This is a genomic window from Lysinibacillus sp. FSL L8-0126 (assembly GCF_038630385.1).
GTDB classification, from domain to species: Bacteria; Bacillota; Bacilli; order Bacillales_A; family Planococcaceae; genus Lysinibacillus; species Lysinibacillus fusiformis_D.
Genome location: NZ_CP152028.1, coordinates 3,466,549 through 3,493,128, shown reverse-complemented (window position 1 = coordinate 3,493,128; position 26,580 = coordinate 3,466,549). Strand labels below are relative to the sequence as shown.

At 38.1% G+C, this 26,580-nt stretch carries 18 protein-coding genes and 1 pseudogene; 3 read left to right on the top strand and 16 right to left on the bottom strand.

Translation table 11 applies throughout. The features are described 5' to 3' along the window. Positions 1–171: 171 nt before the first annotated feature. Positions 172–681 carry a ferritin gene (locus tag MHI34_RS16945; RefSeq protein WP_036123519.1) on the top strand — a complete coding sequence of 170 codons (510 nt, stop codon included), beginning with the start codon at positions 172–174 and terminating at the stop codon, positions 679–681. A 190-nt stretch (positions 682–871) separates the two neighbouring features. Here MHI34_RS16945 and MHI34_RS16940 read toward each other — a convergent pair whose 3' ends face one another. The 8 genes from MHI34_RS16940 to MHI34_RS16905 form a co-directional block, all read right to left on the bottom strand. Continuing rightward, positions 872–2,053 (bottom strand): iron-containing alcohol dehydrogenase, encoded by a 1,182-nt coding sequence (locus MHI34_RS16940; RefSeq protein WP_342503692.1) that lies wholly within the window; start codon positions 2,051–2,053, stop codon positions 872–874. Positions 2,054–2,070: 17 nt separating this feature from the next. Continuing rightward, positions 2,071–2,925 (bottom strand): N-acyl homoserine lactonase family protein, encoded by an 855-nt coding sequence (locus MHI34_RS16935; protein ID WP_058844592.1) that lies wholly within the window; start codon positions 2,923–2,925, stop codon positions 2,071–2,073. Between the two features lie 12 nt (positions 2,926–2,937). Further along, positions 2,938–4,359 (bottom strand): aldehyde dehydrogenase family protein, encoded by a 1,422-nt coding sequence (locus MHI34_RS16930; RefSeq protein ID WP_342503691.1) that lies wholly within the window; start codon positions 4,357–4,359, stop codon positions 2,938–2,940. 94 nt (positions 4,360–4,453) lie between these two features. Next, the gene (locus MHI34_RS16925; RefSeq protein ID WP_058844548.1) at positions 4,454–5,452 is read right to left on the bottom strand and encodes a LacI family DNA-binding transcriptional regulator; all 999 of its coding nucleotides are present in this window, start codon (positions 5,450–5,452) and stop codon (positions 4,454–4,456) included. A gap of 81 nt (positions 5,453–5,533) precedes the next feature. Next, on the bottom strand, positions 5,534–6,754 hold the full coding sequence (locus tag MHI34_RS16920; RefSeq protein WP_342503690.1) for an RtcB family protein: 1,221 nt from the start codon (positions 6,752–6,754) through the stop codon (positions 5,534–5,536). Positions 6,755–7,244: 490 nt separating this feature from the next. Further along, on the bottom strand, positions 7,245–9,095 hold the full coding sequence (locus MHI34_RS16915) for a dynamin family protein (RefSeq protein ID WP_342503689.1): 1,851 nt from the start codon (positions 9,093–9,095) through the stop codon (positions 7,245–7,247). Between the two features lie 287 nt (positions 9,096–9,382). Continuing rightward, positions 9,383–10,267 (bottom strand): ribokinase, encoded by an 885-nt coding sequence (gene rbsK, locus MHI34_RS16910; RefSeq protein WP_342503688.1) that lies wholly within the window; start codon positions 10,265–10,267, stop codon positions 9,383–9,385. 244 nt (positions 10,268–10,511) lie between these two features. After that, entirely contained in the window at positions 10,512–10,952 is a 441-nt protein-coding gene (locus MHI34_RS16905; protein ID WP_036128330.1) for an Lrp/AsnC family transcriptional regulator, read from the bottom strand. A 236-nt stretch (positions 10,953–11,188) separates the two neighbouring features. Here MHI34_RS16905 and MHI34_RS16900 point away from each other — a divergent pair, with 236 nt between their 5' ends. Further along, positions 11,189–12,397 carry an MFS transporter gene (locus MHI34_RS16900; RefSeq protein ID WP_101966764.1) on the top strand — a complete coding sequence of 403 codons (1,209 nt, stop codon included), beginning with the start codon at positions 11,189–11,191 and terminating at the stop codon, positions 12,395–12,397. Positions 12,398–12,773: 376 nt separating this feature from the next. Here the strand turns inward: MHI34_RS16900 and tnpA are convergent. Further along, positions 12,774–13,249 (bottom strand): annotated as a pseudogene (tnpA, locus tag MHI34_RS16895) (IS200/IS605 family transposase). A gap of 588 nt (positions 13,250–13,837) precedes the next feature. Here tnpA and MHI34_RS16890 point away from each other — a divergent pair. After that, positions 13,838–15,550 carry a methyl-accepting chemotaxis protein gene (locus MHI34_RS16890; RefSeq protein WP_342503687.1) on the top strand — a complete coding sequence of 571 codons (1,713 nt, stop codon included), beginning with the start codon at positions 13,838–13,840 and terminating at the stop codon, positions 15,548–15,550. Between the two features lie 138 nt (positions 15,551–15,688). On the opposite strand, the gene MHI34_RS16885 is transcribed toward MHI34_RS16890, so the two are convergent. From MHI34_RS16885 to ilvB, 7 genes are all read right to left on the bottom strand, one after another. Further along, positions 15,689–18,919, bottom strand: coding sequence for a collagenase (locus MHI34_RS16885; protein WP_342503686.1), 3,231 nt, complete (start codon positions 18,917–18,919; stop codon positions 15,689–15,691). 506 nt (positions 18,920–19,425) lie between these two features. After that, positions 19,426–20,016, bottom strand: coding sequence for a 3-isopropylmalate dehydratase small subunit (leuD, locus tag MHI34_RS16880; RefSeq protein ID WP_058844543.1), 591 nt, complete (start codon positions 20,014–20,016; stop codon positions 19,426–19,428). A 31-nt stretch (positions 20,017–20,047) separates the two neighbouring features. Further along, positions 20,048–21,457 (bottom strand): 3-isopropylmalate dehydratase large subunit, encoded by a 1,410-nt coding sequence (leuC, locus tag MHI34_RS16875; RefSeq protein WP_271910172.1) that lies wholly within the window; start codon positions 21,455–21,457, stop codon positions 20,048–20,050. A 17-nt stretch (positions 21,458–21,474) separates the two neighbouring features. Continuing rightward, positions 21,475–22,575 (bottom strand): 3-isopropylmalate dehydrogenase, encoded by a 1,101-nt coding sequence (leuB, locus tag MHI34_RS16870; RefSeq protein WP_342504479.1) that lies wholly within the window; start codon positions 22,573–22,575, stop codon positions 21,475–21,477. Between the two features lie 368 nt (positions 22,576–22,943). Further along, positions 22,944–23,978, bottom strand: a complete 1,035-nt coding sequence (gene ilvC / locus MHI34_RS16865; RefSeq protein WP_036123296.1) for a ketol-acid reductoisomerase — start codon at positions 23,976–23,978, stop codon at positions 22,944–22,946. 85 nt (positions 23,979–24,063) lie between these two features. Beyond that, complete coding sequence (ilvN, locus tag MHI34_RS16860) at positions 24,064–24,579, bottom strand: acetolactate synthase small subunit (RefSeq protein WP_036123293.1); 516 nt, start codon at positions 24,577–24,579, stop codon at positions 24,064–24,066. Then, the gene (gene ilvB, locus MHI34_RS16855) at positions 24,576–26,342 is read right to left on the bottom strand and encodes a biosynthetic-type acetolactate synthase large subunit (protein WP_058844541.1); all 1,767 of its coding nucleotides are present in this window, start codon (positions 26,340–26,342) and stop codon (positions 24,576–24,578) included. Before ilvB ends, ilvN begins: the two co-directional genes overlap by 4 nt. Positions 26,343–26,580 lie beyond the last annotated feature (238 nt).

Below are 26,580 nucleotides of genomic sequence, written 5' to 3'. Positions count from 1 at the left end.
GGCGATGTTTTCGTATTTCCTTCAAAGGAAAACGTACAAATTTTCTAATTGAGAACTAATATCAATTAACTTTTGCACAATTTGCCTCGAAAATTAAATTTTTTGTATGTAACCCCCTTTACACTGTATACTAGTAAAGAAGTCATTTACTGCAAAAGGAGGAAAACTTTTATGTTATCTGAAAAATTACACACAGCTCTTAACGAACAAATGAATTTTGAATTTTACTCTGCCCATGCTTATATGGCAATGGCAGCCTATTGCACAGACCAAGATTATGATGGCTTCGCTAACTTCTTTTTAGTCCAAGCCGAAGAAGAACGCTTCCATGCCATGAAATTTTATAATTTCTTAAGTGATATGGGCTATCGTGCAACAATACAAGGCTTTGAAAGCCCAGGTAATCATTTTGATTCGATTTTAGACGCCTTTAAAACAGCTCTATCGCACGAAAAAGAAGTAACACGACGCATTTACAATTTATCAGACATTGCTTTAGATGAACGTGAGCATGCGACTATGGCATTCTTAAAATGGTTTATCGATGAGCAGGTAGAGGAAGAATCAACATTCGATACATTAATCCGCAAAATTGAGCGTATTGAAAATGACTCCAATGCTATCTTTATGCTAGATGCAGAATTAGCTTCGCGTACATTTACACCTGATGCTGAAGCATAAAACATAGTTTTTTTAAAAATCATGAATCATTAGCTAAGAAATGACAAAAGCTACGAAGTTTCATCATAGAAGCTTCGTAGCTTAATTTTTGTACTACAGACAGCTAATTCTGTAGGTGATCGTAATAGGAATAAAAATCATAATCTGCATAAAAAAGAAACGTCAAAAATCAACGTTTCTCTTTTCTTAATTATGATTGTTTAGGCTCTCGAACTTCTCCATCAAATGCAGCTCGGTAAATAGCATAGATATCTTCTCGTTCTAGTAGCATCGGGCTTCGTGCTAAAATTCTTGTTTGTTTCGTTGCATCATCCGTTAATTGTTCTAAGGCTTGTTCTGGTATATTAAATCCTTTTAATGTGGAAGGAATATTAACATCTTGAACGAGTTTTTGTAATGCGTCGATGCATTTATAGGAAGCCTCTTCTTGCGATAAATAGGCAGATGCTATACCCATTGCATCTAAAATATCTTTCAGACGTTTTTCACAGCTTTGACGAATATAGCCCATAACATATGGCAATAGCACTGCATTGGAATCACCATGTGCAATATGGAATTGGCCGCCAAGTGGATAAGCTAACGCATGGACACCAGCTACACCAGCATTGAAGAATGCCAAGCCTGCTAAATAGCTGCCATAGCTCATATCTGTTCGAGCCTGCTTATCTTGCCCCTCATGGACAGCCGTTCGAATCGAATGACTAATTAATCGAATAGCTTGCAGGGCAAGGGCATCTGTTACCTCGTTCGCATTCACTGATACATAGGCTTCAATGGCATGTGTGAGGGCATCCACACCTGTAGCAGCCGTTACCTTTGGTGGTAAAGAAATCGTTAAAGCTGGATCTACAATTGCTACATCTGCTAATAAATAATCATGTGTTACGACATCCTTCGTTGTGTCGAGTGATAGCACAGAGATATTCGTTACCTCTGAGCCTGTCCCAGAAGTAGTTGGAATTAAGATTTTGGGCAGCCCTTTATTGTCCAATGTTTTTGTCCCTGTTAGGTTTAAATAATCTGCGACTTGTCCCTCATGTGTTGCTAATACAGCAGCGAGCTTTGCTAAGTCTAATGCACTTCCCCCACCTACACCAATGACTAAATCGAACTGATGATTTCGAGTAAAATCTACAAGCTTTTCGCCAATGGCAAGCGGTGGCTCTGGTGCAATTTCCGTATAAATAGTGGTTGTATACCCCTTTTCAATTAAAGGTTTTTCAACATGATCTGTTAACCCTATTTCTTTTAATAATGGATCTGTCACAATCAAAATATTGCGCGCGTTCAATTTCTCTACCTCTATCAGGAGCTGACTTAAGCTTCCCCAGCCGGTATAGCTTGTAGGTGTAAAGGTTAATTTATGCATGGCTTCTCTACTCCTATCTATTCATAATAACCTTCTGTTGATTTTCTAAATGATTTAAATTGGACAGGATCATGGCCAAACCATACTTGTGAATTCGTTTCATTTGCTAATCTTCGAATCCGTTCAACCGTCGCATTATAGCCTACAGAGTCATAGATAATGCCTGGTGGCTTAACGGGAGGACCAAAGCTTTCAGCCGTATAAATAGCATCCGAGGCTAAAATGATGCCTCCTGTATCGGGCATCTGTATATGCAAACCGAGCATACCCCAAGCATGGCCACTACCAAAATTCAATACTTGGATTCCTTCTGCTAGCTTCACTTGATCCTCGCCACGCTTAATTAGGCGCCATTGTAGATTGTTTTTAATCCACATATCAATGTCACCCCAAACATACGCACCGTCTTTGACGTTTCGTGCATAGGTTTGTAATGTACCGTTAAATTCGTCTTCTTGCACAATAATTGTTGCATTTGTGAACAATTCTAAGCAGCCTGCATGGTCGAGATGCAAATGGGATGCGACAACATATTTGATGTCCTCTGGACGAACGTTTAATTCTTCTAAGCGATGATGCAAATAGCATTCTTCTGGCATATTAATAGGAAATGCCTTTTGCGTAAATTCACCCCAACGGCCTTCTGGCCCCATAGAATTTGGATTACACGCTGTATCAAAGAGAATTTTACCCTCTGGATGGTCAATCAGCACTGTATAAACAGGGAATTCCACAAATTCATTTGGTTGGTTTGGATGATCGATCGTTGCTGGATTATGCATGGCAATCATATAGTTTTTATCCATTCGCATCGTACCATTGTCCATTACATACAATTTTGGGTGTTGTTTGATCATTTTCATGTTTCCCATCTCCATTCGTGATTATTGGTTATTCCAAATTACTAGCTTCATTTCCGTCATTTCCTCTATTGCATATTTAATGCCCTCACGACCTGTGCCACTTTCCTTCACACCACCGTATGGCATATGATCTACACGATACGTCGGAACATCATTAATAATGACACCGCCAACCTGTAATAATTTCGTGGCTTGGAAAGCAATCTCAATAGAAGGTGTAAAAATCCCTGCCTGTAAGCCATAATGGGAATCATTGATAGCTACTATCGCATCCTCTATCGATGAGACTGTATTCACCGTAACGACAGGTGCAAAGATTTCCTCACAGGACACACGGCTTTGTGGTTGAGCATTATATAAAACAGTAGGTAATAAAATGTGATTCTCAATGCGACCACCAGTTATAATCTGTGCCCCTTCCGCAACTGCCTCTTCAATCCATTGATAGGCTCGCTGTTGTTCAGCTCGTGAAATCATCGTCGCTAAATCCGTCTTGCTGTCCAGTGGATCACCCATTATTAGCTGTTCTATTTTTACTTTCAGCAGCGATAAAAATTCGTGAATCATACTCTCCATAACATAAATACGCTGCAATGAAATACACACTTGACCTTGATTTGAAAAAGCTCCCATCACAATGCGATCCATTATACGGTCGAGTTGGACTCCTTCATCAATAATAACGCCTGCATTCGAGCCTAATTCTAATGTTACTTTTTTCAAACCAGCTCGATTACGTAAGGAAATGCCTACTGCAGGGCTTCCCGTAAACGTTATCATTTTAACGTGTGGATGTGCTAAAAACATATCCCCTACTAATTTGCCTTGTCCAGTTACAAGATTAAATGCTCCTGCTGGTAAATTGGTTTGGGCTAATAACTTGGCTAAAAAATGAGCAGATAATGCTGTTTGTGTGGCAGGCTTCAACACAATGGTATTGCCTGCCGCTAACGCTGGCCCTACTTTATGGGCTACTAGATTTTGCGGAAAGTTAAATGGCGTAATCGCTGCCACTACACCTATTGGTTCCCGTAATGTATAGGCAAAACGCCCCTCTCCATTTTTCGAGGCATCCATCGGAATCATCTCACCCGTAAGTCGCTTCGCTTCTTCAGCCGCAAATTTATAGGTTTCAATGGTGCGATCAATTTCTGCATAGGCATACTTTAACGGCTTCGCTGATTCCAATGAAATAATGCTTGCTGCTTCTTCCCGATGTTCCGCAAACAGCGTGGCTAAATGTTCCAATATCTCTGCGCGTTGAAAAGCGGTTAAAGCAGCCATTTGAGGAGCTGCAGCCTGCGCACTTTCAATGGCCTCCTGTACATCCTGTTCAGTAGCCATCGCAAATTGTGCAATCACTTCCTGTGAGTAAGGAGCTTGCACCTCCATCCAGTCAGCGGTCATCTTCCATTCCCCGTTGATCCATAAGCCCTTTTTCAAAACTTGTGTCACTCCTTTCTTTATGGTTACGTATTCATTTCAGAAAATAAAGAAATGAATACGTAACCATTTTAGTGTAAAAAACAAACTGACATTACATCAGTTCATTTTTACACGTTGTATTTCTTGGGAAAAGTTTAACAGACTCTGTTTGCTGGATGCAAGTACTTTTTTTTTCCATGATCTCAAATAATTTTTCGATGGCCATAAAACCAAGGTTTTCCTCTGTGGTTAAACCAACTGTTGTTAAAGCAATAGAATGATGTTTACTCAGCTCGACATTATCAATACCTATGACATTAAAATCCTTCGGAACCTGAAAGCCTCTTTCCAAACAAAGATTTAATATTTCAATAGCGATAGCATCTGTAGCTGCGCAAATAGCTGTTGGTCTACTAGCGAGTTGTAAAAGTTCCTCAAAGGCACGTTCAATATCCTTTTTATTAGTATTCGTTAAAAAAGTAGGCACGGCTTTGGCCTCTATCCCATGTTCCTTTAAGGCCCGTTCAAATCCCTGATAGCGCCCATAAAAAGTACTCATTTGATGGGGCCCACCTATCCAGCATAAGGATTGATGCCCTAACGATAAAACATGATTGGCTGCAAGATAACCAGCATGCACATTATCAATCTCTACAAAATGTCTATTTTCTTGATGCTTACGATTAAACATAATAAACGGGATGCCTAGTTTTTCTAGTTTAAAAAACAAATCATCTTGGTACAGCATAGAAGATAAAATGATCGCGTCTGCTTTCGTTTCCAAAACCGCATTATAAATTGAATGTAAATTATCCTCTGTACCAAAATAGACATTGACTTTATAGCCACGTGCATTAACATAATTCACGATTGCTGTTGTTGTATCAACAAAAAAAGGGTTGTGTAACGGCCCCGAAATCAATGTTATAATGCCTGTTTTTTTCTGAACAAGCGATCTTGCTATATCATTTGGCACATAGTTTAGTTCCTCAATCGCCTTCATTACTTTTTCAATTGTTTTTGGCTTTACCAGCTCTGGCGTATTCAACACCCTAGACACGGTTGTTTGTGAGACACCAGCGTGCTTTGCCACATCTTTTGAAGATACCAAAAAAAACCACCCATTTCATCATTGTAAAGCTATATTATAGCATTTATAGCATAATGGTAATAGTGATGACCAATTATTGGTTTAGCCCTTTCGTTCATAGGGCTTAGCTGCTTCACTCGCTTTAAAATTGTAGACGGGTTGAATGACTTTTACAATATCCACTGTTTCCCCAATAGCAGCTGTAATTTCTGCCATTGGCTTATAGGCCATTGGTGCCTCATCCAATGTTTCTTCGTTAACGGATGTTGTCCAAACCCCTTTCATCGTATCTTTAAAATCTTCCATATTCAACGCTTTTTTAGCCGCTCGACGTGAGAACATGCGCCCTGCTCCATGCGGTGCTGAATAATTCCATTCTGCATTGCCCTTCCCAATACAAATAAGAGAACCGTCTCGCATATTCATAGGGATGACAAGCTTTTCTCCTTTATTAGCACGAACAGCTCCCTTACGAAGGGTCATTGTTTCTGTCTCAATATAGTTATGGATCGTATCAAAGGTATCTACAAAATGCCAATCCATCTGTTTAGCAATCGTTTCTGCAATCATCCAACGATTCATACGTGCAAACTGCTGTGCAATCTTCATATCGTGAATATAGTCATGGAAAGCTTCACCTTCTAAATAGGCTAAATCTTTCGGAACTGACGGGTGTTGTTCCTTATAGACTTGAATCATCGTTTGAATCTCCTGTTCCCGTCCTTGCTGCTTAAGCTCTACTATCTTTTCAGTCAAATCTTGTCGACGTAAATTTTCATACGCTCTCTTTTGATGCCAATTGGCAACCTTTGCCCCTACATAGCGTGAACCTGTATGGATTAATAAATAGTAATGATTGTCTTCATCCTTTGCCAATTCAATGAAATGATTGCCTCCACCAAGTGTCCCTAATGATAGGTTGGTATAGTCATCTTTCAAGCCGCTTGCTCGAAATTGTTTACCTTCAAACTCTAAAAAATGTCGATTGGGTGATACTTCTTGATGAATGTCATGTCCACTTGGTATATGTGTTCGAATAATGGTATCAAGCTTTTCATAATCCACTGTCGATACATTTAATTGAGCGACTAATACACCACAGCCAACATCTACACCGACAAGATTTGGTACAACACGACCCTGTAATTGAATGGTTGTGCCAATAACACAACCTTTCCCCGCATGATAATCTGGCATAATCCGTACCTTAGTACCTGCCATGAAAGCCTGATCTGTCAGCTCTTGAATTTGCTCGATGGCAGTTTGCAATGCCGTTTGTGCATAAATTTTGGCCTCTGTGTAACGACCTTTAATGTCAATCATGTCTATCCCTCCTTCCTATTTATACGTAAAAATGGAATGAAATGTTTCATAGTGTTGAAAAACAAAACCATCCATAGCATTTTTGTGAAGGGTGAAAATGGGTTTCCGTTGCAGGCTACTTGCTTTCCACTCCATAAAAATGTTTCTTTTTAGCAAAGGTTTTCAAATAAAGTGAAGGGTATTCACTACTCTTTATGGAGGGGTGTTGTCATTCATCATTTTTCCATATTGAAAATAAGAGACTATCCTTTCTCTAATCATACAAATAATGGGCTATTTTGTTTACTAGGGCTTGGATAAAAGATAAGAAACAGATACTTTTACACATGGTGAGTGAAGCGGCTTATCGAACGCTCCCTGAAAAGGACGCAAGCAGAACGGACATCAATCCCTCGCCTTTCAAAATGGCTGCTGCTGCCATTGACATCATCTTTTCTCAACAACATGAAACGTTCTAAAAGATTATACTTTTAGAACGTTTTGCGAAGGCTTATTCTTCATACTGAATAGCTAATTTCTTTGGTATTTCTGGTATATCGTTTGATTTTACATCTTCTTCTTTTAACGTAAGCCTTTGTAGTGCGTACTTTTCTTGCACATCAAAAGGTATTGCAATACTTTCCATTTTATTATGCATTTGACTTCGTGCAAGTAAGCCTTTGTTGGATAAATCAATAGCTAGAATAGCCTGAACAGTTTCCTCTAGCATTTCAAGATCCTTCGTTTTCAGCGGCATTTGCTCGTTCATTAAAAATGGTTGAAGCTGCTCTTTAATATAACCCTGCGCTTCAATTAAGCAAGAAAATTCGTTTAACTTTTCAGCATAACGCTTTAATTGGCGCTTCTCTTTTGCACGTTGTTGATTTAATTCTTGTACTTTTTGTTCAATACGATGCATGCGCTCTTTCACTAAATCCACTAAATAGGCTTGTATACCTTGCATCATTTGTAATACAGTGGCTTCCGCTTGCTGTACTTTGTCATATTGAGCGACACAATCCAATTGCTGCTCATTTAATTTTTGAACTCGCTCTTTGAAAAATTCATTTTGTGTATGCTGACCAAAAATAGCTTTCATAAGCCCTTTGCCATGAATTTTTTTATGCTGCGCATCCAAACGCTCATATTCACGGGAATATTCACTATGCATGTTGCGATATTCCCGTAACATTTGTTGGTAATACACAGCCATTTCAGTAAACTCTTCCACCTTATCATCCTGTAAATAATCATGTAGCGAGATCGTTTGTAACAGCTGATATAATGTTTGAACTTGTTTAAATGTATTCGCTACCTGCTCGTATTCTTGCTCATATTCTTTAACAATTGCTAAATCCCGTTGATAGCGAGAAAATTCATATTGGGTATCGCCTGCATATTTCTCAATATTCTCTACAGCAGATTGAAAAGGATCACGTTGTGGAATTACAGTTAATTCGAAGCGGAATCGTTCAAGCCATTGCAAGAAGCGGATTAAGATGGCGTAGGTTTTTTTATCACTATTTTCAGCCACACGATGGATGTGGGCAATTAAATGATCGTACTGGCTTTTTTGCCAAAGCTCCTGGTTGTCCGTTTGTTTGGCTTCTAGTGCATTGGTTGCTGAAACCGCTACAAAATCACTCATTAAATGACCAATACGTTGTTGTTCTGAGCTCATAAATGCTGTAGCACGCTCATCGATATCAATGCCATTGATGACACATAAAGGTTCTACCCCTTTATTTTTTAATGCATCGATCAATAATAGTTCGGCATCAATCGCCATAGAACTCGCACGCAGCACCCAGAAAATTTCATCGACACGGTTCATAAGCGCTTCTGAGAAATAAGCCATTTCGCCTCCACCTGCTTCTAATGAGACAGAATCGATAATAGTTACCGATTTTAATAAATCATTTTTCAAATAGACTTCAAGATAATCTAAATGTTCCCGTAAAATCTGAGAGGCAAACGTATCACCAGTTGTCAGTAGCTCTAGTTTACTCATATCAAATATAGCTACAACGCCATCTAAAAAATAGGCTTTAATCTCTTCTTGTTCACCATAGCGTATAAATGTATTTACACCTGTTGGATGCTGATCATCAACTGATAATATTTCACGTCCAAGAAGCCCATTGACAAGTGTCGTTTTGCCCACTCGCTCTTTTCCGACTACTAAGATCATCGTTTGGTTATTGGCATCTTGAATAATCCGATTTAAATGTTTCGCTGTATCTTTCACATATGTATTTTGCACAATGATGCCATACAAATGTCGCAGGTGATCAACAAATTGTGGCAAAATATTATTCGCTGAGGTTGTATATTCGATTGGCGTGTTGTCAATGTTCGTCATCCTCAAAACCTCTTTTCGTATGTATCTATAAAACTATTATAAAGGAAACCATGGCTTTTCTAATACATGGATTGATGAAAAGAGGACAATGTACTTATGTGATTATATAGTAAATAGGAATTCATCCTTATACTTATTCGATGTCTGCTCCATATATGAGCGGTTACTCGGACTAAAGGGAACAGCGTACCCCTCTGAATTCTACTAATTTTAATAGAAGTATGAGGTATTATCATTTTTATTTACCTCTGTTTTTCTATTGCAATGACCTTTCTCCTAAATGAAGTCTATTCCTCTACTCCAGCCATCCGAGCGTAAACAGCGCCAAGTGTTGGCATGCCGCCTTGTGCACCAAATTTTTCTACAGACAAGGAAGCAGCAATATTGGCGAAGTATACGGCCTCATCCAACGATTGTCCCTCTACTAAAGCATAGGCTAATGCCCCATTAAACGTATCTCCTGCTCCAGTTGTATCCACAGCTGTCGTCATATAGCCTGGTACATGGATTGGATAGGAGCCATCGAAATAACATGCACCATCACTACCTCGTGTCAAAATTATTTTATTAGGATACTTTTTTAAAAGCTGCTCGAACGGCTCATTAAAAATTTCAGCACATTCTGTTTCATTTGGCGTTAAATAGCTAATATCCTCCATCCATTGCATATCAAAATTGGCTGCTGGTGCAGGATTTAATAGGACAGAAACACCTGCTTCTTTACATAATTGAATGGCGTAGGCTGTCGTCTCCTTTGGGATTTCAAGCTGTATGATTACCATTTGACTTTTTTGTATCAATTCCTTAGAAGCTTCAAGGTGAGATGGGGATAACGCATAGTTTGCTCCAGGTACAACAACGATTCGATTATCGTCATTGTAAAGAAGAATATTGGCAATACCTGTAGGAGAAGAAGTACTAGTTACAATCGCATCTGTCTGAATCTGCTGCTGCTGTAAAGTGGCTTGTAATGCCTTACCAAAATAATCCTCACCTACACAACCAATCATTGCCACTTCACTGCCAAGACGAGCTGCCGCAACTGCTTGATTAGCCCCTTTTCCTCCAGGGACCGTTTGAAATGCATTGCCCAGAATGGTTTCCCCTTGTTTTGGAAAAGTATCCATGTGTACAACTAAATCCATATTTAAACTTCCGATCACTGTAATCATCAATTTCACTACCTTTCTTCTTTTTGATTAGCAGAAAAAGCTGAAATGAACACAATATTGTATTCATTTCAGTAGCTAATTTTATAGTAATATATTTGCAAAAACCGAAAAATCATCTAGATACTTTTCTAATATATCCAATGAAATCACTTGATAAGCAGAAACAGCAGTAATTTGAAATCCTGCATGTTCATTAAGTTTTCTATTGGAGCACCCTGGAAAAATTGAAAAGCCTCTCTACTTGTTACTCAACACTTAAATTTGGTATCAATGACTTGTTTTCAATAGGTGATGATAAGGAAATCAATGTAGTGGAATCGCCATACTTCATACTATCATTTTCAAATAATTCAAGTTCCTTTGTTGATTCAACTACTACTTTAATCAAATAATTGTATTCTCCGCTAATTCGGTGACACTCTACTACTTGTGAGGCCTGCTTACAATAATCAACGAAATTATTGCACTTTGTAGTCCGGAAAAGGACAAACGCAACAGTGGATTTCCCAACTTTTTCATTCGAAACTATAGCTCTGTAGCTCTTAATCACTTCTTGTTCTTCTAGTCTTTTTACCCTCTCTGTTATTGCTGGTTGAGATAATCCTATTAGTTTTCCAAGGGAAGTCATTGACAACCGAGCATCTGATTGTAAACGCATTAGTATATCTGCATCAATACTATCCATTTAAGCACCCCTTCATTTATACGATACTGACATTTCACAATTAATAGCTAATTTAACTAATCCTATTGGAAGGTGTCTATGCCTCCTACATTATTATATTATACTTCAAATGCAATATCATCAAAATACATTAATTTTATAGCTAAATACACAATAATACCTTTATTATCAAATGTAAAATCAAAAATGACATTAGTATAATTAATTCTATCAACTAATCAGGAGGTCTTTTATAAATGAATAATAATGATTTAACTAAACAAAATGAAAAATCTGTTGCAATACCTTCAGAACGTCTCCCTTGGGCCGGTTTAATTGCACTAGCTATGGCAGGGTTCATATGTATCCTTACCGAAACTATACCAGCTGGTTTATTAATACAGATAAGTGAAGGACTCGCTGTGTCCGAATCTCTTGCAGGTCAACTTATTACAGCTTATGCTCTTGGCTCACTAATTGCAGCTATTCCTATAACCACTGCAACACAAGGGTGGCATAGGAAACCCTTGCTGCTTTTATGTATTATTGGGTTCCTTGTATTTAATACTATTACAGCCCTTTCTTCTAGTTTTACCTTAACTATAATAGCTCGATTCTTTGCGGGTGTAACGGCAGGCGTCCTGTGGGGAATGAGCGCGGGATATGCACGACTTATGGCGCCAGAGTTACTTAAGGGAAGGGCAATGGCAGTGGCCATGATTGGTACTCCTCTTGCATTAGCTTTTGGTGTTCCTGCTGGGGCATTTCTCGGTTCCCTTGTTGGCTGGAGATCTGTTTTCGGAATAATGTCACTCTTAGCAGTATTATTGATTTTATGGATTATCTGGAAAATCCCTGACTTTCCTGGGCAAACATCTGAAAAGCGAATGACCCTGCTCAAGGTTTTCATTACCCCTGGGGTTCGTCCAATTTTATTTGTTGTATTAGTTTGGATACTTTCTCATAACATACTTTATACTTATATCGGACCATACCTCTCCGAAGCAGGTCTTGCGCAACGAGTTGATTTGGTTTTACTCGTTTTCGGTATTGCATCTTTAGTTGGAATTTGGGCTATTGGTATATTCATTGAGCGTATACTACGTACTTTAGTGTTAATGAGTCTAGCCGGATTTGGATTGGCATCATTATTATTAGGTATCGGAATTAGTCACCCTACTATCATTTACATTGCTGTAGCTTTATGGGGTTTAACTTTTGGAGGAGCAGCAACACTTACGCAAACAGCAATAGCAGATAATGCTAAAAAAGGTGCAGATATTGCCCAATCAATGCTAGTTACTGTTTGGAACCTCGCTATCGGTGGAGGGAGTGCAATTGGAGCAATCCTGATGGAATCATTTGATGTAGTATCTTTTCCATGGGTAATGTTTATCCTCATTCTTCTTGGATTTCTAGTAGCGTTTCGCGCAAATGTTTCTGGGTTTCCTCAAACAAAACAATGATTAAATCAGGATATTCCTTGAAACACATAGCCATTTCGTTGCGGCTTTATTTCAAACATCTTATCTTTTTTTGTAAACACTGCAACTTTATTTCAAAGCTATATTGTATTGCTATTTAATCAGAGCGGCTGGGACAAAAGAAAAAATGTTAGACCATTTACAAGTTTGGTCTAACATTTTTTTGCGTTATTAGAACACATAAACTTTAATAAATCACAAAAATAACATTCTTTTTTTGCTTTTTCTCAATAAAATGAGTTATGTCCCAGCCTCTTGCTCTGCGCGTGAAACGCTGGGGTACTGGCCCATGTCTAAAGACATTCTGAATGGTCTGCCAACCGCACTCCGTTTTCAAGCTACCACTAAAGTGGTCTTATTATTTTCGTTTGTTTGCTTTTATTTCTTCTCCTGTAAAAGGATCGATGAATTCTTTCATGGTCATTTGATCCTCAAGAATATCCTCTTGTAATTGATTTTTTATATATTCCTGAATGATTTTTCTGTTTCTTCCCACTATATCTACATAATATCCTCAACACCAAAACTTTCTATTTCCATATTTGTATTTCAGGTTCGTATGTCGATCGAATATCATTAAACTACTTTTCCCTTTCAAATATCCCACAAACGATGAAACACTTAGTTTGGGTGAAATACTCACCAACATATGAATATGATCAGGGCAGGCTGTTGCTTCTATAATTTCTACTCCTTTTTTTCACATAACTGGCGTAAAATTTTACCTATGTCTGCTTTGATTTGTCCATAAATAATCTGCCTTCTATATTTTGGCGCAAAGACAATGTGATACTTACAATTCCATGTTGCGTGTGCTAAACTTTTATTATCCATTTGGATCTCCTTTCGTACGAAGTCGGTTGACCAGACCTGAATTCATTGTACGATTGGGGTTTTTTTCTTGTCCATAGCTAGAAGCTCTTTAGAACCCCTCGCATAGCAAGGGGTTTTCAAAAGATACAATAAAACAGCTTCGATTTCTCGGAGACTGTTCAGACTGTCGACAAAAGGAAGCGAGAAGTTCATACTCGCTTCCTTTTGTCATTTTTCATTATGTTTAAAAATGGTCATTCACTACATAATAAACATACTCTTTAAGCATAAAAATTCTTTTAAGCTGCCTGCCATGTTTAACATAAACCATCTCACCTGTAGTAGCGTTCCTTCATTTGTCCATATGTTAAATTTTCAAGAGATAGTTGATATAAGAGGGTTTGCGGTAAGCCTTTTTCAAATACGAAAATGAACAGCTAACAAAACCTAGAAAATAAGGAAGTTCACCAACTAAGGTAATATTTTTAAAACAATGAAAATGAAAAAGCTATAGTAATACCCTTGTTCTAAATCATATTGATTAACTACAACTAAAGTACTATAATTAATTTTAAAATAGAGATAATAAAAAGAAGGTGGTAAGTGTCTATGGGTCAACAGCAGAAAAATGGTAGAGTCAGAAAAGGAAGCTTAAAAAATCGTATTATTGGAATATCACTTTTACTGTTTATTTCGATTATCAGCATCAGTTCCTATTTAAATATTAAGACAGTTAAAGAAAATGTTTCAGATGCTTTATTAGAAAAGAGTATACAGCAGGTCGATGAAATTGCACGTCAAGTGGAGAATATTCTAGTTTCTAACTCTAATCCTACAGTGGAACTGCAAAATTTCGTTGAAAACAAAGTACAACAAAATGGAATTGCTTATGCAGTTGTCATTGATAAAAATGTTACGGCAATTGCCCATAGTGATAAGGAGAAAATAGGTAAAAACTATGAAGATGATTCCTACTCTGTAGATGGAGCGAAAAATGGGAAAACGATGACTAGTAGATTCTATGCGGATGTTCAGAAAAGTTGGACGTTCGATATAATGGTACCGATTTATATAAATAATACGCTTTACGGATCTATGGATGTAGGTATTTTCGAGGGTGACATCACAAAAGTTACGAATGCCATTTTACTAAAGGAAATTATTACAGTTGCTGTTGGCTGTATTTTATTCATTATTTTAATGATTTTTATTTTAAATAAAATGTTCAAACCTTTACTGTTAGCAGTTGATAAATGCAATGACATGGGAAAAGGAGAATTCACTGAGTTAATCCCCCCAAAATATACAACTAGAAACGATGAAGTAGGTAAGCTTACATATGCTTTAAATGAGATGCAAAATCACTTTGTTGATTTACTTAATGAAATCAGTCTAACTTCGAATAAGGTTACTGCATCATCTGAAGAACTGCGAGATGCAACCAGTACTTCTTTAGAGTCTTCAAAGGATTTATCATCTGCTGTTGAAGACATTGCTAAGGGAGCTGTGGAACAAGCAAAAGATACCGAATACGGGACTGCAAGTATTGGAGAGCTAGGAGAATTAATTGAAAGTAATCAGGATCATTTAGAAAATCTGAATCTATTTGTCGATGAAGTAAGCCATATTAAAGATGAAAGCTTACTCATATTAAAAGAGCTTGTTGCTAAAACAGAAGAAAATAATAAGGCAGCAAAAGAAATTTATGACATCATTCTCACGACAAACGAAAGCTCTGGGAAAATTCAAAATGCAAGCCAGATGATAAGAACCATTTCGGAACAAACGAATTTATTAGCTTTAAATGCGGCTATTGAAGCATCTAGAGCTGGCGAAGCTGGAAAAGGGTTTGCAGTTGTTGCGGACGAAATACGAAAATTGGCGGAGCAATCAAATCAATTCACTAAGGAAATTGCCACTGTTATAGGAGACTTAACAGCAAAAACTGGACAAGCTGTTCAGACTATCCAAGAAGTGAATCATATTGTCAATTCTCAAGCTACAAGTGTTAATACTACGAATGGCAAGTTTGAAGATGTTGCAAACTCTATTGAAAAAATAAAAACGGTCATTGAGGAATTATATAACTTAGGCAATAATATGGGTGAAAAGAAGGACGAAGTAATAGATATTCTACAAAACTTATCTGCCATATCGGAAGAAAATGCAGCTGGTACGGAAGAAGCAGCCGCATATTTACAAAATCAAACAAACTCCATTTATGAAATTGCCAATTCCAGTGAAGAATTAGCAAAGTTAGCTAATAAAATGCAGGAAAATGTCTCAAAATTTACGATTCAAACAAACTCAACTCGATTGTAAGAACAAAGCCCAATTTCTCTATTTAATTACAGAGAAATTGGGCTTTTTAAACTAGGAATGTCTTACGTACACTATTTAGTTTTCAATGCTACTCGTCACACTAAAAACAAGAATTTTCGTTTATCTTAAAAAATAGTATTAGTGTACATTAACAGTATATGTTCCATTTTCATTATCAAATTTATAAATATATAAATAATATTTTCCTGGTTTTGCATTTAATTTTCCTTTTATAATACTTCCATCTTCCTGTCCATAGGAAGTGTAATTTTGCATATCAGACTCATGATAAAGTACCCATGTCATGCCAATTTGATTTTCATTTACGACAGAAATATCTATTTCTTTTGGAGATGTAACATCGAATTGATATATATCCGTATTATCATCATCAAGCAAGCTACCTTTTAGAAGCATATTAAATGGCATCATAGTCGCTTCTTCGGGATGATTATTTGGTTCTATCTCTGTTTGCGCTCCATTCCGTACATTTACTGTATATGTCCCGTTTTCATTATCAAATTTATAAATATATAAATAATATTTTCCTGGTTTTGCATTCAATTTTCCTTTTATAATATTTCCATCTTCCTGCCCATAGGAAGTGTAATTTTGCATATCAGACTCATGATAAAGCACCCATGTCATGCCAATTTGATTTTCATTTACAACAGAAATATCTATTTCTTCTGGAGATGTAATATCGAATTGATATACATTCGTATCCTTATCAATCAAACTACCTTTTAGAGGCATATTAAATGGAATGATAGTCGCTTCTTCGGGATGATTATTCTCTTCTGTCTGCTCCCCTCTCCGTACAGTTACAATTGTTTTAGCTTTACTTGCTATTCCCTTATCATTTTGCACTGTTAATATCACATTGTATGTTCCTTCATCTTCGTATACATGAATAGGGTTTGCCTCTTCACTTGTTTTTCCATCACCAAAATCCCAAAGATAAGAAACGATATCTCCATTGTGATCTTTTGAACCATCGCTTTTGAACTGGATTTTTTCATTTTTGATTCCAGTATATGGACCATTTATAGTTACAAAAGGCGCTTGATTTTCTCCCTCATCCGTCGCAATGCCATGGAAAACAACATCATATTCAAACTGGTTTGCCGCATTCACACGGTAGTTTACAAAATACGCTGTCGCTGTTTTATAGCCGCTCCATTCTTTTTGCGACAGTTGCTCCAATACTTGGTTCACTTGCTTACTCATCGTTTTCCAATCTTGAGATTCACCTTGTGTTTCACTACCTCTATACGTGCCTTCGAGTGTAAATGTATTAAAAAATTGAGATTTATGTTTTGTCATATTTCCATCTTTTAGGTTAGCAATATCGACAATTTCTTGCTCCACTTCGTCTAACGCTTTTGGTTGATGTTGCACTAAATAATCTTCTGATACTTGTGGTACCTCGTATTTTTCTTGATTATCAATCAATTGCTGCATATAGGCTTGGTATTCCGCATTTAGTTGTGGATCTTTACTTAAAGTGTCACGATACGCATCATAATTTTTCACATCGTTCGCTCGAATTAAATCTTGAATCCTATCAAATGTATCAAATTGGTGATTATACATATAAGACTGCAATGCAAATGAATAGTTATAAAAATCCCATGATCCATATTTTGCAAACATTGTTTGTTCAGCTGTATAGCGTTGTGATGGATCCTCTGATAAGCCACTAATAATACTCTTACGTGGAACAATGTCATTTGTACGCGTTGATCCTGCGAAAAATTCTGCATTTCCTTCCTGGAACCATGTTAGTCGCTCGTTTTGGTACATATCACCTGTTCCGAATAAACCTGGAACCTCATACCTACCCTGTAAATAATGTGTATATTCATGACGGAACAACTCTTCTAAACTATAAATACTTTGCTCTGGCGTCCGTTCATATGTAAAGAACGTTCCATTCTCTTCAATATAAATACCACCATTATTTGTTTCATATCCATACAATTGACGGTTTAATCGATATTGATCTGGAGAGTTATAAATAACTACTGTTAAGACATCGTCAGCATTACCTGGTTCTAATGCTTTATCATTCCCAATTACACGATGATATTGTGCTTTTACTTCTTTTGCAGCCCAGTATAATCTTTGAATTTTGTCTTCTGTTACTTGATCTCCCGTTTTAAATACAATGGATCCATCATCAAATGTATATGTTTTCGGTAGATACTGCTCCTTTCCTTCTTCACGTACTTGCTGTAAATCTACTGTCTTTCCACTATAGTCTTTTCCACCATAATTTGTAGTAATTTGCTCTACTGCTACAAAATAAGCTTCACTTAAATATGGATACATTTGCATCGCTTGTGTAACAACTTCTAAACCTTTATTCGGATTACTATGGAAGCCTCCTAAACGCCCTGCATAATAAATGCCATTATTGATTAACCAACTATTGTTATCTGTCACATTATGTATAAGAGCAATTTTATTAACTTCATTTATGAAGCTATCAATTTTGCCATACCACATCGTCGTATCAGCTTCTTTACGAGTATCATATAAATACGACTGTAAGTCATAATCAATGCCATGTATTACATCGTATATAGCTTGTCCTTTTGACGACTCGTCTTCAAATGTAGAGAGATTTTCGTTATACTGCTTTAAAATCTTCGTAGCAAGTTGAACTGTTTCCGCATCACTAGAAGCATTACCTATTAATTTCCCATAGGCAGATACTACTTTATCTTGTTCAGCTGTACCTAGTTTAAAGTTCGGATTCTTAGCTATTTCTTTTAATGCTGGTAAACACTTATCTTGGAAACTTCTCTCGTTTAAATAACCTAGTTCGTTATTATAAAATGCTACATAAAAAGCCGAACGCAATAGCTCAACAAATGTTTCAATCCCCTTTGAATCATCTTTCATAAAAGAACTTCCTCTTTTCCCCAATTCATTAATAATCACTTGCATGCGTTCTTCATTTTGATAGAAAGCTTTTGTTTCCTCACTGAATTGGAACAAGTCTGTTATTTGATACCACCGAATATTTCCTAGCGTATCAATTAGCTCACGATCGTTCATTTTATTAAGCTCTGCCATCGAGTACTTTTCCTGCAATTGCTTCGTATCAGCCTGTTCTATAATTGGAGCTGGATGTTGCGAAAAATCTCCAATTTCCAAACGTTCATCAAATGATAATGTTTCATCAGCCTTTGTAGAGTGTACAATTTCATCTTTCGACGTTTCTATGCCAATTGGTTTCATTTGTAATACATTATAGGGCGTTTTTTCTGCTGCTGATGCTTCTGCTTGTAACCCTCCTAACGACAGTGCCATTGTGCTAATCCCAATTAACACTTGATTGAATTTAAATTTTTTCTTCATAATAAGTCCTCCTATAGTACTACATTACTTATTTGGTAATATATTTATTATTTGGTACTATATTACCCATTTTAAAATAACATATTATGTAAAAATATCAATAGATAATGTTATATTTAGGAATTTTTTCTTTTATAATTTGAACACTAAGACACAATTAGACCATAGAACTTAGTACCTTCCATTTATATATGAGTATGGGGAAGCTAAACATTTCTTTAATAGACAAATCACCAGAAACTCATTCAACATCATATTTGGGAATCGTCTGTGGAGGAAGCCGAACATTTACGACATGAGAATGAAGGGATTAATACTTGGATGTTAGGCTGAAGAGAGGTTTTCTACTAGATAAATAAACGAAATCAATAGCAGTCTCTAGTTTTCATACTAAATGATCTTTGGGTGCTAATTGATCCATCAGTAGTGGAAATCAACAGCTTTACTTTATTTCACTGTAAAAGAAAAAACTGAAGACAACATAAAGTTGTCTTCAGTCTATCAAGTTAATAGGCTATCCGCTTTGCTTCATAGGCAGCAATATGGTCTTCGTATTTAAAGGTTAAGGCGATTTCATCCCAGCCATTGAGTAACGTTTCCTTATAATACGGATCAATCGAGAATTGATACACTGTACCATCTTCACCCGTTACAGTTTGCTCTGCCAGATTTACTTCCATTGTGTACGGCTTTGCCAAACCTTTAGCCAGAATATTATCGCATTCGGCTTCTGTTAGCTTAATAGGTAAAATTCCATTTTTAAAGCAATTATTATGGAAGATATCTGCAAAGGAAGGTGCTATTACTACATTAAAACCATAATCTAAAATGGCCCATGGTGCATGCTCACGAGATGAGCCACAGCCGAAATTATCTTGTGCTACTAGAATTTTTGATGCTTTAAATTCAGGTTTATTTAATACGAAGTCTGTTACTTCATTGCCTTGCGCATCATAGCGCCAGTGATAAAATAAATACTGCCCAAAACCTGTGCGCTCAATGCGTTTTAGAAATTCCTTTGAAATAATTTGATCTGTATCGACATTTTTACGATCAAGTGGTGTGATGACACTATTGACGATATTAATTGGTTCCATTTTTACTCATCCCTTCCGTGTAAAGCAAGATTTACACAGTTTCCTTGACAAATTCACGCACATCAACAAAATGACCTGCAATCGCAGCGGCTGCTGCCATTGGTGGTGATACTAAATGTGTACGAGAACCCGCGCCCTGACGTCCTTCAAAGTTGCGGTTAGATGTAGAAGCACAGCGTTCACCAGCTGGTACGACATCATCATTCATGGCTAAACACATGGAGCAACCTGACTCCCGCCATTCAAAGCCAGCTTCCATAAAGATTTTATCCAAACCTTCTGCCTCCGCTTGCTTTTTCGTAGTATGTGACCCTGGCACAACGATCGCTGTGACCTTATCGTGCACCTTGCGTCCTTTGATGATATTAGCTGCCGCACGTAAATCACTAATTCGTGAATTTGTACAGGAGCCAATAAAGACATGCTGGATGTCAATGGATGTTAAGGATTGCCCTTCCTCTAAGCCCATATAAGCAAGCGCTTTTTGAAGTGCCGCCTTATCAGAGTCATCCTCGTAATCTGCCTGTGTAGGCACATATCCTGAAACACCCGTACCCATCGAGGGATTGGTACCCCATGTAATGATAGGTTCAATTTCTTCTGCTTGTATGATACGAACTGTATCGTACGTAGCATCCTCGTCTGAGGCAAGGCTTAGCCAATAAGCAGCTGCTTCCTCTAATTTTTCACCTTGGGGTGCATATTTGCGACCACGAATATAATCGACGGTTGTTTGGTCAGGTGAGATGAGCCCTGCTTTTGCTCCTGCCTCAATCGACATATTACAAATCGTCATACGTTCTTCCATTGATAATTTGTGGATTGCCTCTCCAGTGAACTCCACAATATGTCCTGTACCAACGCCAATGCCGAACTTCGCAATAATGGCTAAAATAATATCTTTAGCTGCTACGCCAACTTGTAGCTCCCCTTCAACACGAATTTCCATCGTCTTCGGCTTATTTTGCCATAATGTTTGCGTCGATAATACATGCTCTACCTCTGATGTACCAATCCCAAAAGCAATTGCCCCAAAGGCACCGTGAGTGGATGTATGTGAGTCACCGCAGACAATTGTTTTACCTGGCTGTGTTAGCCCTAGCTCAGGCCCGATAACATGTACAATGCCTTGGTCAGGGTGACCCATCCCTGCTAGCTCAACGCCAAATTCTTCAGCATTTTTAGCCAATGTTTCGATTTGATTGCGTGCAATGGGATCATGGATAGTCGGTAAATTTTTCGTTGGTACATTATGATCCATTGTCGCAAAGCTTAAATCAGGACGACGCACTTTACGTCCATTCAAACGTAGCCCTTCAAAAGCTTGCGGAGATGTTACTTCATGAATTAAATGAAGATCAATATATAACAGGTCCGGTTTGCCCTCTTCCTGATAAACTACATGTTTATCCCAAATCTTTTCAATTATATTTTTACCCATTGTCTTCACCTATTTCTTTAAATATATGTTGTCATAATGCTTTGTGAAACAAAGCTAGTATCAATTTCATTAATTACTTTATCTGTCCATTCATTTGTCGAAAGAATACGATTGCCGTCACGGGCTAGATCTGCTGTAAAGTAACCATCATCAAATACCGCACTAACAGCACGCTCAATTTCTGCTGCCTCTTCTGTTAAACCAAATGAATATTGTAGCATCATAGCGACAGAAAGAATGGTTGCTGCAGGGTTTGCGACTCCTTGCCCTGCAATTTCTGGTGCTGACCCATGTACTGGTTCATATAAGCCAAAATTATCGCCACGGATAGATGCTGATGGTAATACACCTAAAGAGCCAGTAATGACAGAAGCTTCATCGCTTAAAATATCACCGAACATATTTTCAGTGACTACAACATCATAGTGTCCTGGGTTTGTAATAAGTTTCATCGCCACAGAGTCTACTAGATTATGTTCTACGATCACATCTGGATAATCTTTTTTCTTAGCTTCTACGACTTCTCGCCATAAGCGACTTGTTTCAAGCACATTCGCCTTATCAACAGAGCATAATTTGCCGCCACGTAAACGTGCTAGCTCAAAGGCATTTTCAACAATACGTTCCACTTCTACTTTTGAGTAGACCGTTGTATCAATTGCGCCATTTTCAGTACGCATACGTGGTTCCCCGAAGTATACGCCGCCTGTTAGTTCACGGACAATCATTAAATCAACGTTTTCAGCTACTTCACGTTTCAGTGGTGAAGCATCTAGTAAACTCGGGAACGCCTTTACTGGACGTAGATTTGCAAAAAGATCGAAGTGTTTGCGAATTCGCAATAACCCTTTTTCCGGGCGTAATTCAGGTGGATTCTGATCCCACTTTGGACCACCTACAGCACCTAATAAAATCGCATCACTATTTTCACACATCTCGATTGTTTCTTCTGGTAGTGGATTATTATGCTGGTCGATAGCAGCACCTCCAATTGTTGCATACCCTAAATGAAAAGTATGATTAAATCGTTTACCAATCACTTGTAATACACGTACAGCAGAAGCAACAACCTCAGGGCCAATCCCATCACCAGGAAGTACTGTAATTTTTCTCTCCATCATCAAAACACCTTTCTTTGTATAGCGCATTCGCTAATTTAGTAAAGACGCCCACCTACCATTAATTTAGGTGGGCGCATTCATTACGTCTACGCGTAATTTTTTGTGAATGGATACAATACGCCATATCATCATTGCATCCGACTTGTGAATGGTATGTCATACGATTCACTACCTTTAAAACCTATACAGGATGTGCTCCCGAAGGCATGCTATTAAATGACGGTTAATGGCATTTAATAGCAGCTTCTAAACATCTTGAGAGGAGTTACGGCCGGTAGTCGATATATCCTCATAGTAAATTTTCAGCTGCGGTTAAGTAGATCTCAGCCAATTGTTCACCATTGTGAAGCGCAGTATCGAAAATATTAATTTTTCGCACTTGCCGCTACTTCTCGCACAACTTTTTCTTTCCCTTCGTTGATGAATGGCATCATAGCACGTAATTTCGCGCCAACTTCTTCGATTTGGTGGTTCGCACCAGCTTCCTTGAATTTTGTATATTCTGGACGACCATTTTCATTTTCTTGAATCCAACGACGTGCAAATGTGCCATCTTGGATATCTGTTAACACGTCTTTCATACGAGCCTTTACAGTTTCATCAATAATGCGTGGTCCTGCCACATAATCTCCCCACTCTGCTGTATCAGATACCGAGTAGCGCATTGTAGCCATACCACCTTCAAACATTAGGTCTACAATTAATTTAAGTTCATGTAGCGTTTCAAAGTAAGCTAGTTCTGGTTGGTAGCCAGCTTCTACTAACGTTTCGAAACCTGCTCTTACTAGCTGTGTTGCACCACCACAAAGTACCGCTTGTTCACCGAATAAATCTGTCTCTGTTTCTTCTTTGAATGTTGTTTCAAGTAAACCACCTCGCGCAGCACCAATTCCTTTCCCATAAGCAAGTGCTAAATCTTTTGCTTGCCCAGTAGCATCTTGATGGATAGCGAATAGACCTGGTACACCAGCACCTTCTTGGAATTGACGACGAACTAAATGTCCTGGTCCTTTTGGTGCTACTAAAAATACGTCAACATCTGCTGGTGGTGTAATTTGACCAAAATGGATATTGAAGCCGTGCGCAAACATCAGTGCTTTACCAGCTTGTAAATATGGTGCAATTTCTGCTTCATAAACGGCTTTTTGACGCTCATCTGGTAATAAAATTTGAATCACATCTGCTTCTTGTGCAGCCTCAGCCACAGTTTTCACGTCAATACCATCAGCTTTCGCAGCATCGAATGATCCACCTGGGCGAACCCCAACTACTACGTCAAAGCCTGATTCTTTAAGGTTTAGTGCATGTGCATGACCTTGTGAGCCGTAACCGATAATAGCGATTTTTTTTCCTTTTAATACGTCCTCGTTGATGTTTTGTTCATAGTACATTGTAGCCATAGTTTATTTCCTCCTAGAATTTGGTTTGGTTTTCATAGCTTTAGCAACTTGCTGTTTCAATAAAGCTATCAATTTTATATGCAAACTATTTTAAAATAGAGAGCTGTGGGTTTGAGATTTTTTGCGTTTCACGCACAGAGGCAGTGGCTCCTGTACGTGTCAGTTCTTTAATGCCATATGGTCGAATGAGTTCGATAAAGGCATCAATCTTTTCTGGGTGCCCTACTACTTGATACGTCACAACATTTTTGGCTGTATCAATAATTTGTGCACGAAATGGTTCAACAATCGAATTCATTTCCAAGCGTAGATTTGGTGGTGAAATAACCTTTACTAGCGCCAGCTCTCGCAGAACAATTGATTTGTCGGTAATATCATTGACTTTTAACACATCAATTTGCTTGGATAATTGTTTTACTAGCTGCTCGATTTTGCGTTCATCCTCAACATTGACAACAAAGGTCATCTTAGAAAAATTTGGTTGTTCAGTATGCCCTACTGTAATCGATTCAATATTGAACTGTCGCTTCATCAACAAACCTGTCAATCGGTTTAATACACCACTTTGGTTAATCACAGTTACAGTAATTACTCGTTTCAATTCTTTTTCACCCCAATCATTTCATGTAAGCCTTTGCCTGGTGCTACCATTGGGTAAACACATTCAAGCTGTTTCACTCGACAATCAATTAATACTGGCTCATCAGAAAGTAGTGCCTCACGGAAAATATTCTCCGCCTCATCGATTGTGTTAATACGATAGCCTTTAATATTATAGGCATCCGCTAATTTAACAAAATCTGGTTGGATTGGCATCAGCGACGATGAATAACGTTCTTCATAGAATGTTTGTTGCCATTGGCGCACCATTCCAAGACAACTATTATTCAAAATCACTATTTTTACTGGTAAGTTAAATTCCTGTAGAATAGATAGCTCCTGTGCCGTCATTTGGAATCCAGCATCTCCTACAATCGAAATAACTTTTTTGTCTGGCTTCGCAAACTGAGCCCCAATTGCGGCCGGGAAGCCGAAGCCCATCGTACCAAGTCCACCAGACGTTACCCATGCATGATCATTATTTAAATGGTAGTATTGTGCTGCCCACATTTGATGCTGCCCTACATCTGTCGTTACAATGGCATCACCCTCTGTAATCTTGTGCACTAATTGCAATGCCTCTTGTGGTAAGATTTCTTGCGTATTGGCATCTTTGCAATACCACAATGGGTATTCATTCGCATGATTATTTAAAAAGGCTAGCCAGTCTGCTGTATCAGGACCTTCGAAATCCTTTTTCAACAATGCCTTTAACGCCTCTTTTGCATCCGCAACAATCGGAATATCTGTCGGTACGTTTTTACCAATTTCAGCAGGGTCAATATCGATATGGATAATCGTTGCATTTGGTGCAAATGTGGCTAAATTTCCTGTTAAACGATCATCAAAACGTGCACCGATATTGAGTAGTAAATCTGTTTTTGTGATGGCTGTATTTGCTGTAACCGTACCGTGCATTCCTGCCATTCCAAGGAATAAATCATGTTCCCCATGAATGGAGCCTAGCCCTAGCAATGTATTCGTTACGGGGATACGGTATTTTTCAGCAAAGGCCGTTAATTCCTCACGTGCGTCAGCAAAAAGAACACCTGCACCAGCTAAAATAACTGGATTTTTTGCCAAAGAAATTGCTTGGATCGCCTTTTGAATTTGTAAATAGTTTGGTTTATAGGTTGGTTGATAGCCTGGTAAATAAATTTCATCTGGTGCTTGTGGTGGATTCTCTACATCAAACAACATTTGTGAAACGTTTTTTGGAAAGTCCACAACCACTGGTCCCTTACGTCCAGTGCTTGCAATATGGAATGCTTCCTTCACAATACGTGGAATGTCATTGACATCCTGCACTTGGTAATTGTGCTTTGTGATTGGTGTCGTAATCCCCATGATATCAGCTTCTTGGAAAGCATCTGTTCCAATGACAGATGTAGCAACCTGACCTGTGAAGACAACTAATGGGATGGAATCAATCATGGCATCCGCAATACCTGTTACGAGGTTTGTTGCACCAGGTCCACTTGTGGCAATGACAACGCCTGTTTTACCTGAGACACGTGCATAGCCTTCAGCCGCATGAATAGCCCCCTGTTCATGTCTTGTTAAAATATGGCGAATCGGATTTTTATACATCGCATCATAGATTTGTAATACGGCTCCACCTGGATAGCCAAAGATGATTTCAACACCTTGATCATGCAAAGCCTGCACTAAAACATCTGCACCGTCCTTCGCTTGATAGGTTTGTTCAGCCGTTGCTGTTGTTGCTAATTGTTCTTGTTCATTGATTGAAACATTCGCACTCATCAATTTATGCCTCCTTCATTTCTTTCAAAGTCATACATCAGTGTTCTAGATTAGTAAAGTGCCACTAGCTGGTAAGTCTACCTCTCTTCCTTTTCATTGAGAGTTTGCTCATTACGTCGTGAAAATAATAAAAAAGCCCTTTTCTCCACACGCAAAGAACTACCTTACGTAGGGATGAAAAAGACTTTCCATGGTACCACCCTTTTTTATAGCAAATAATTGCTACCTCGCGAATAAA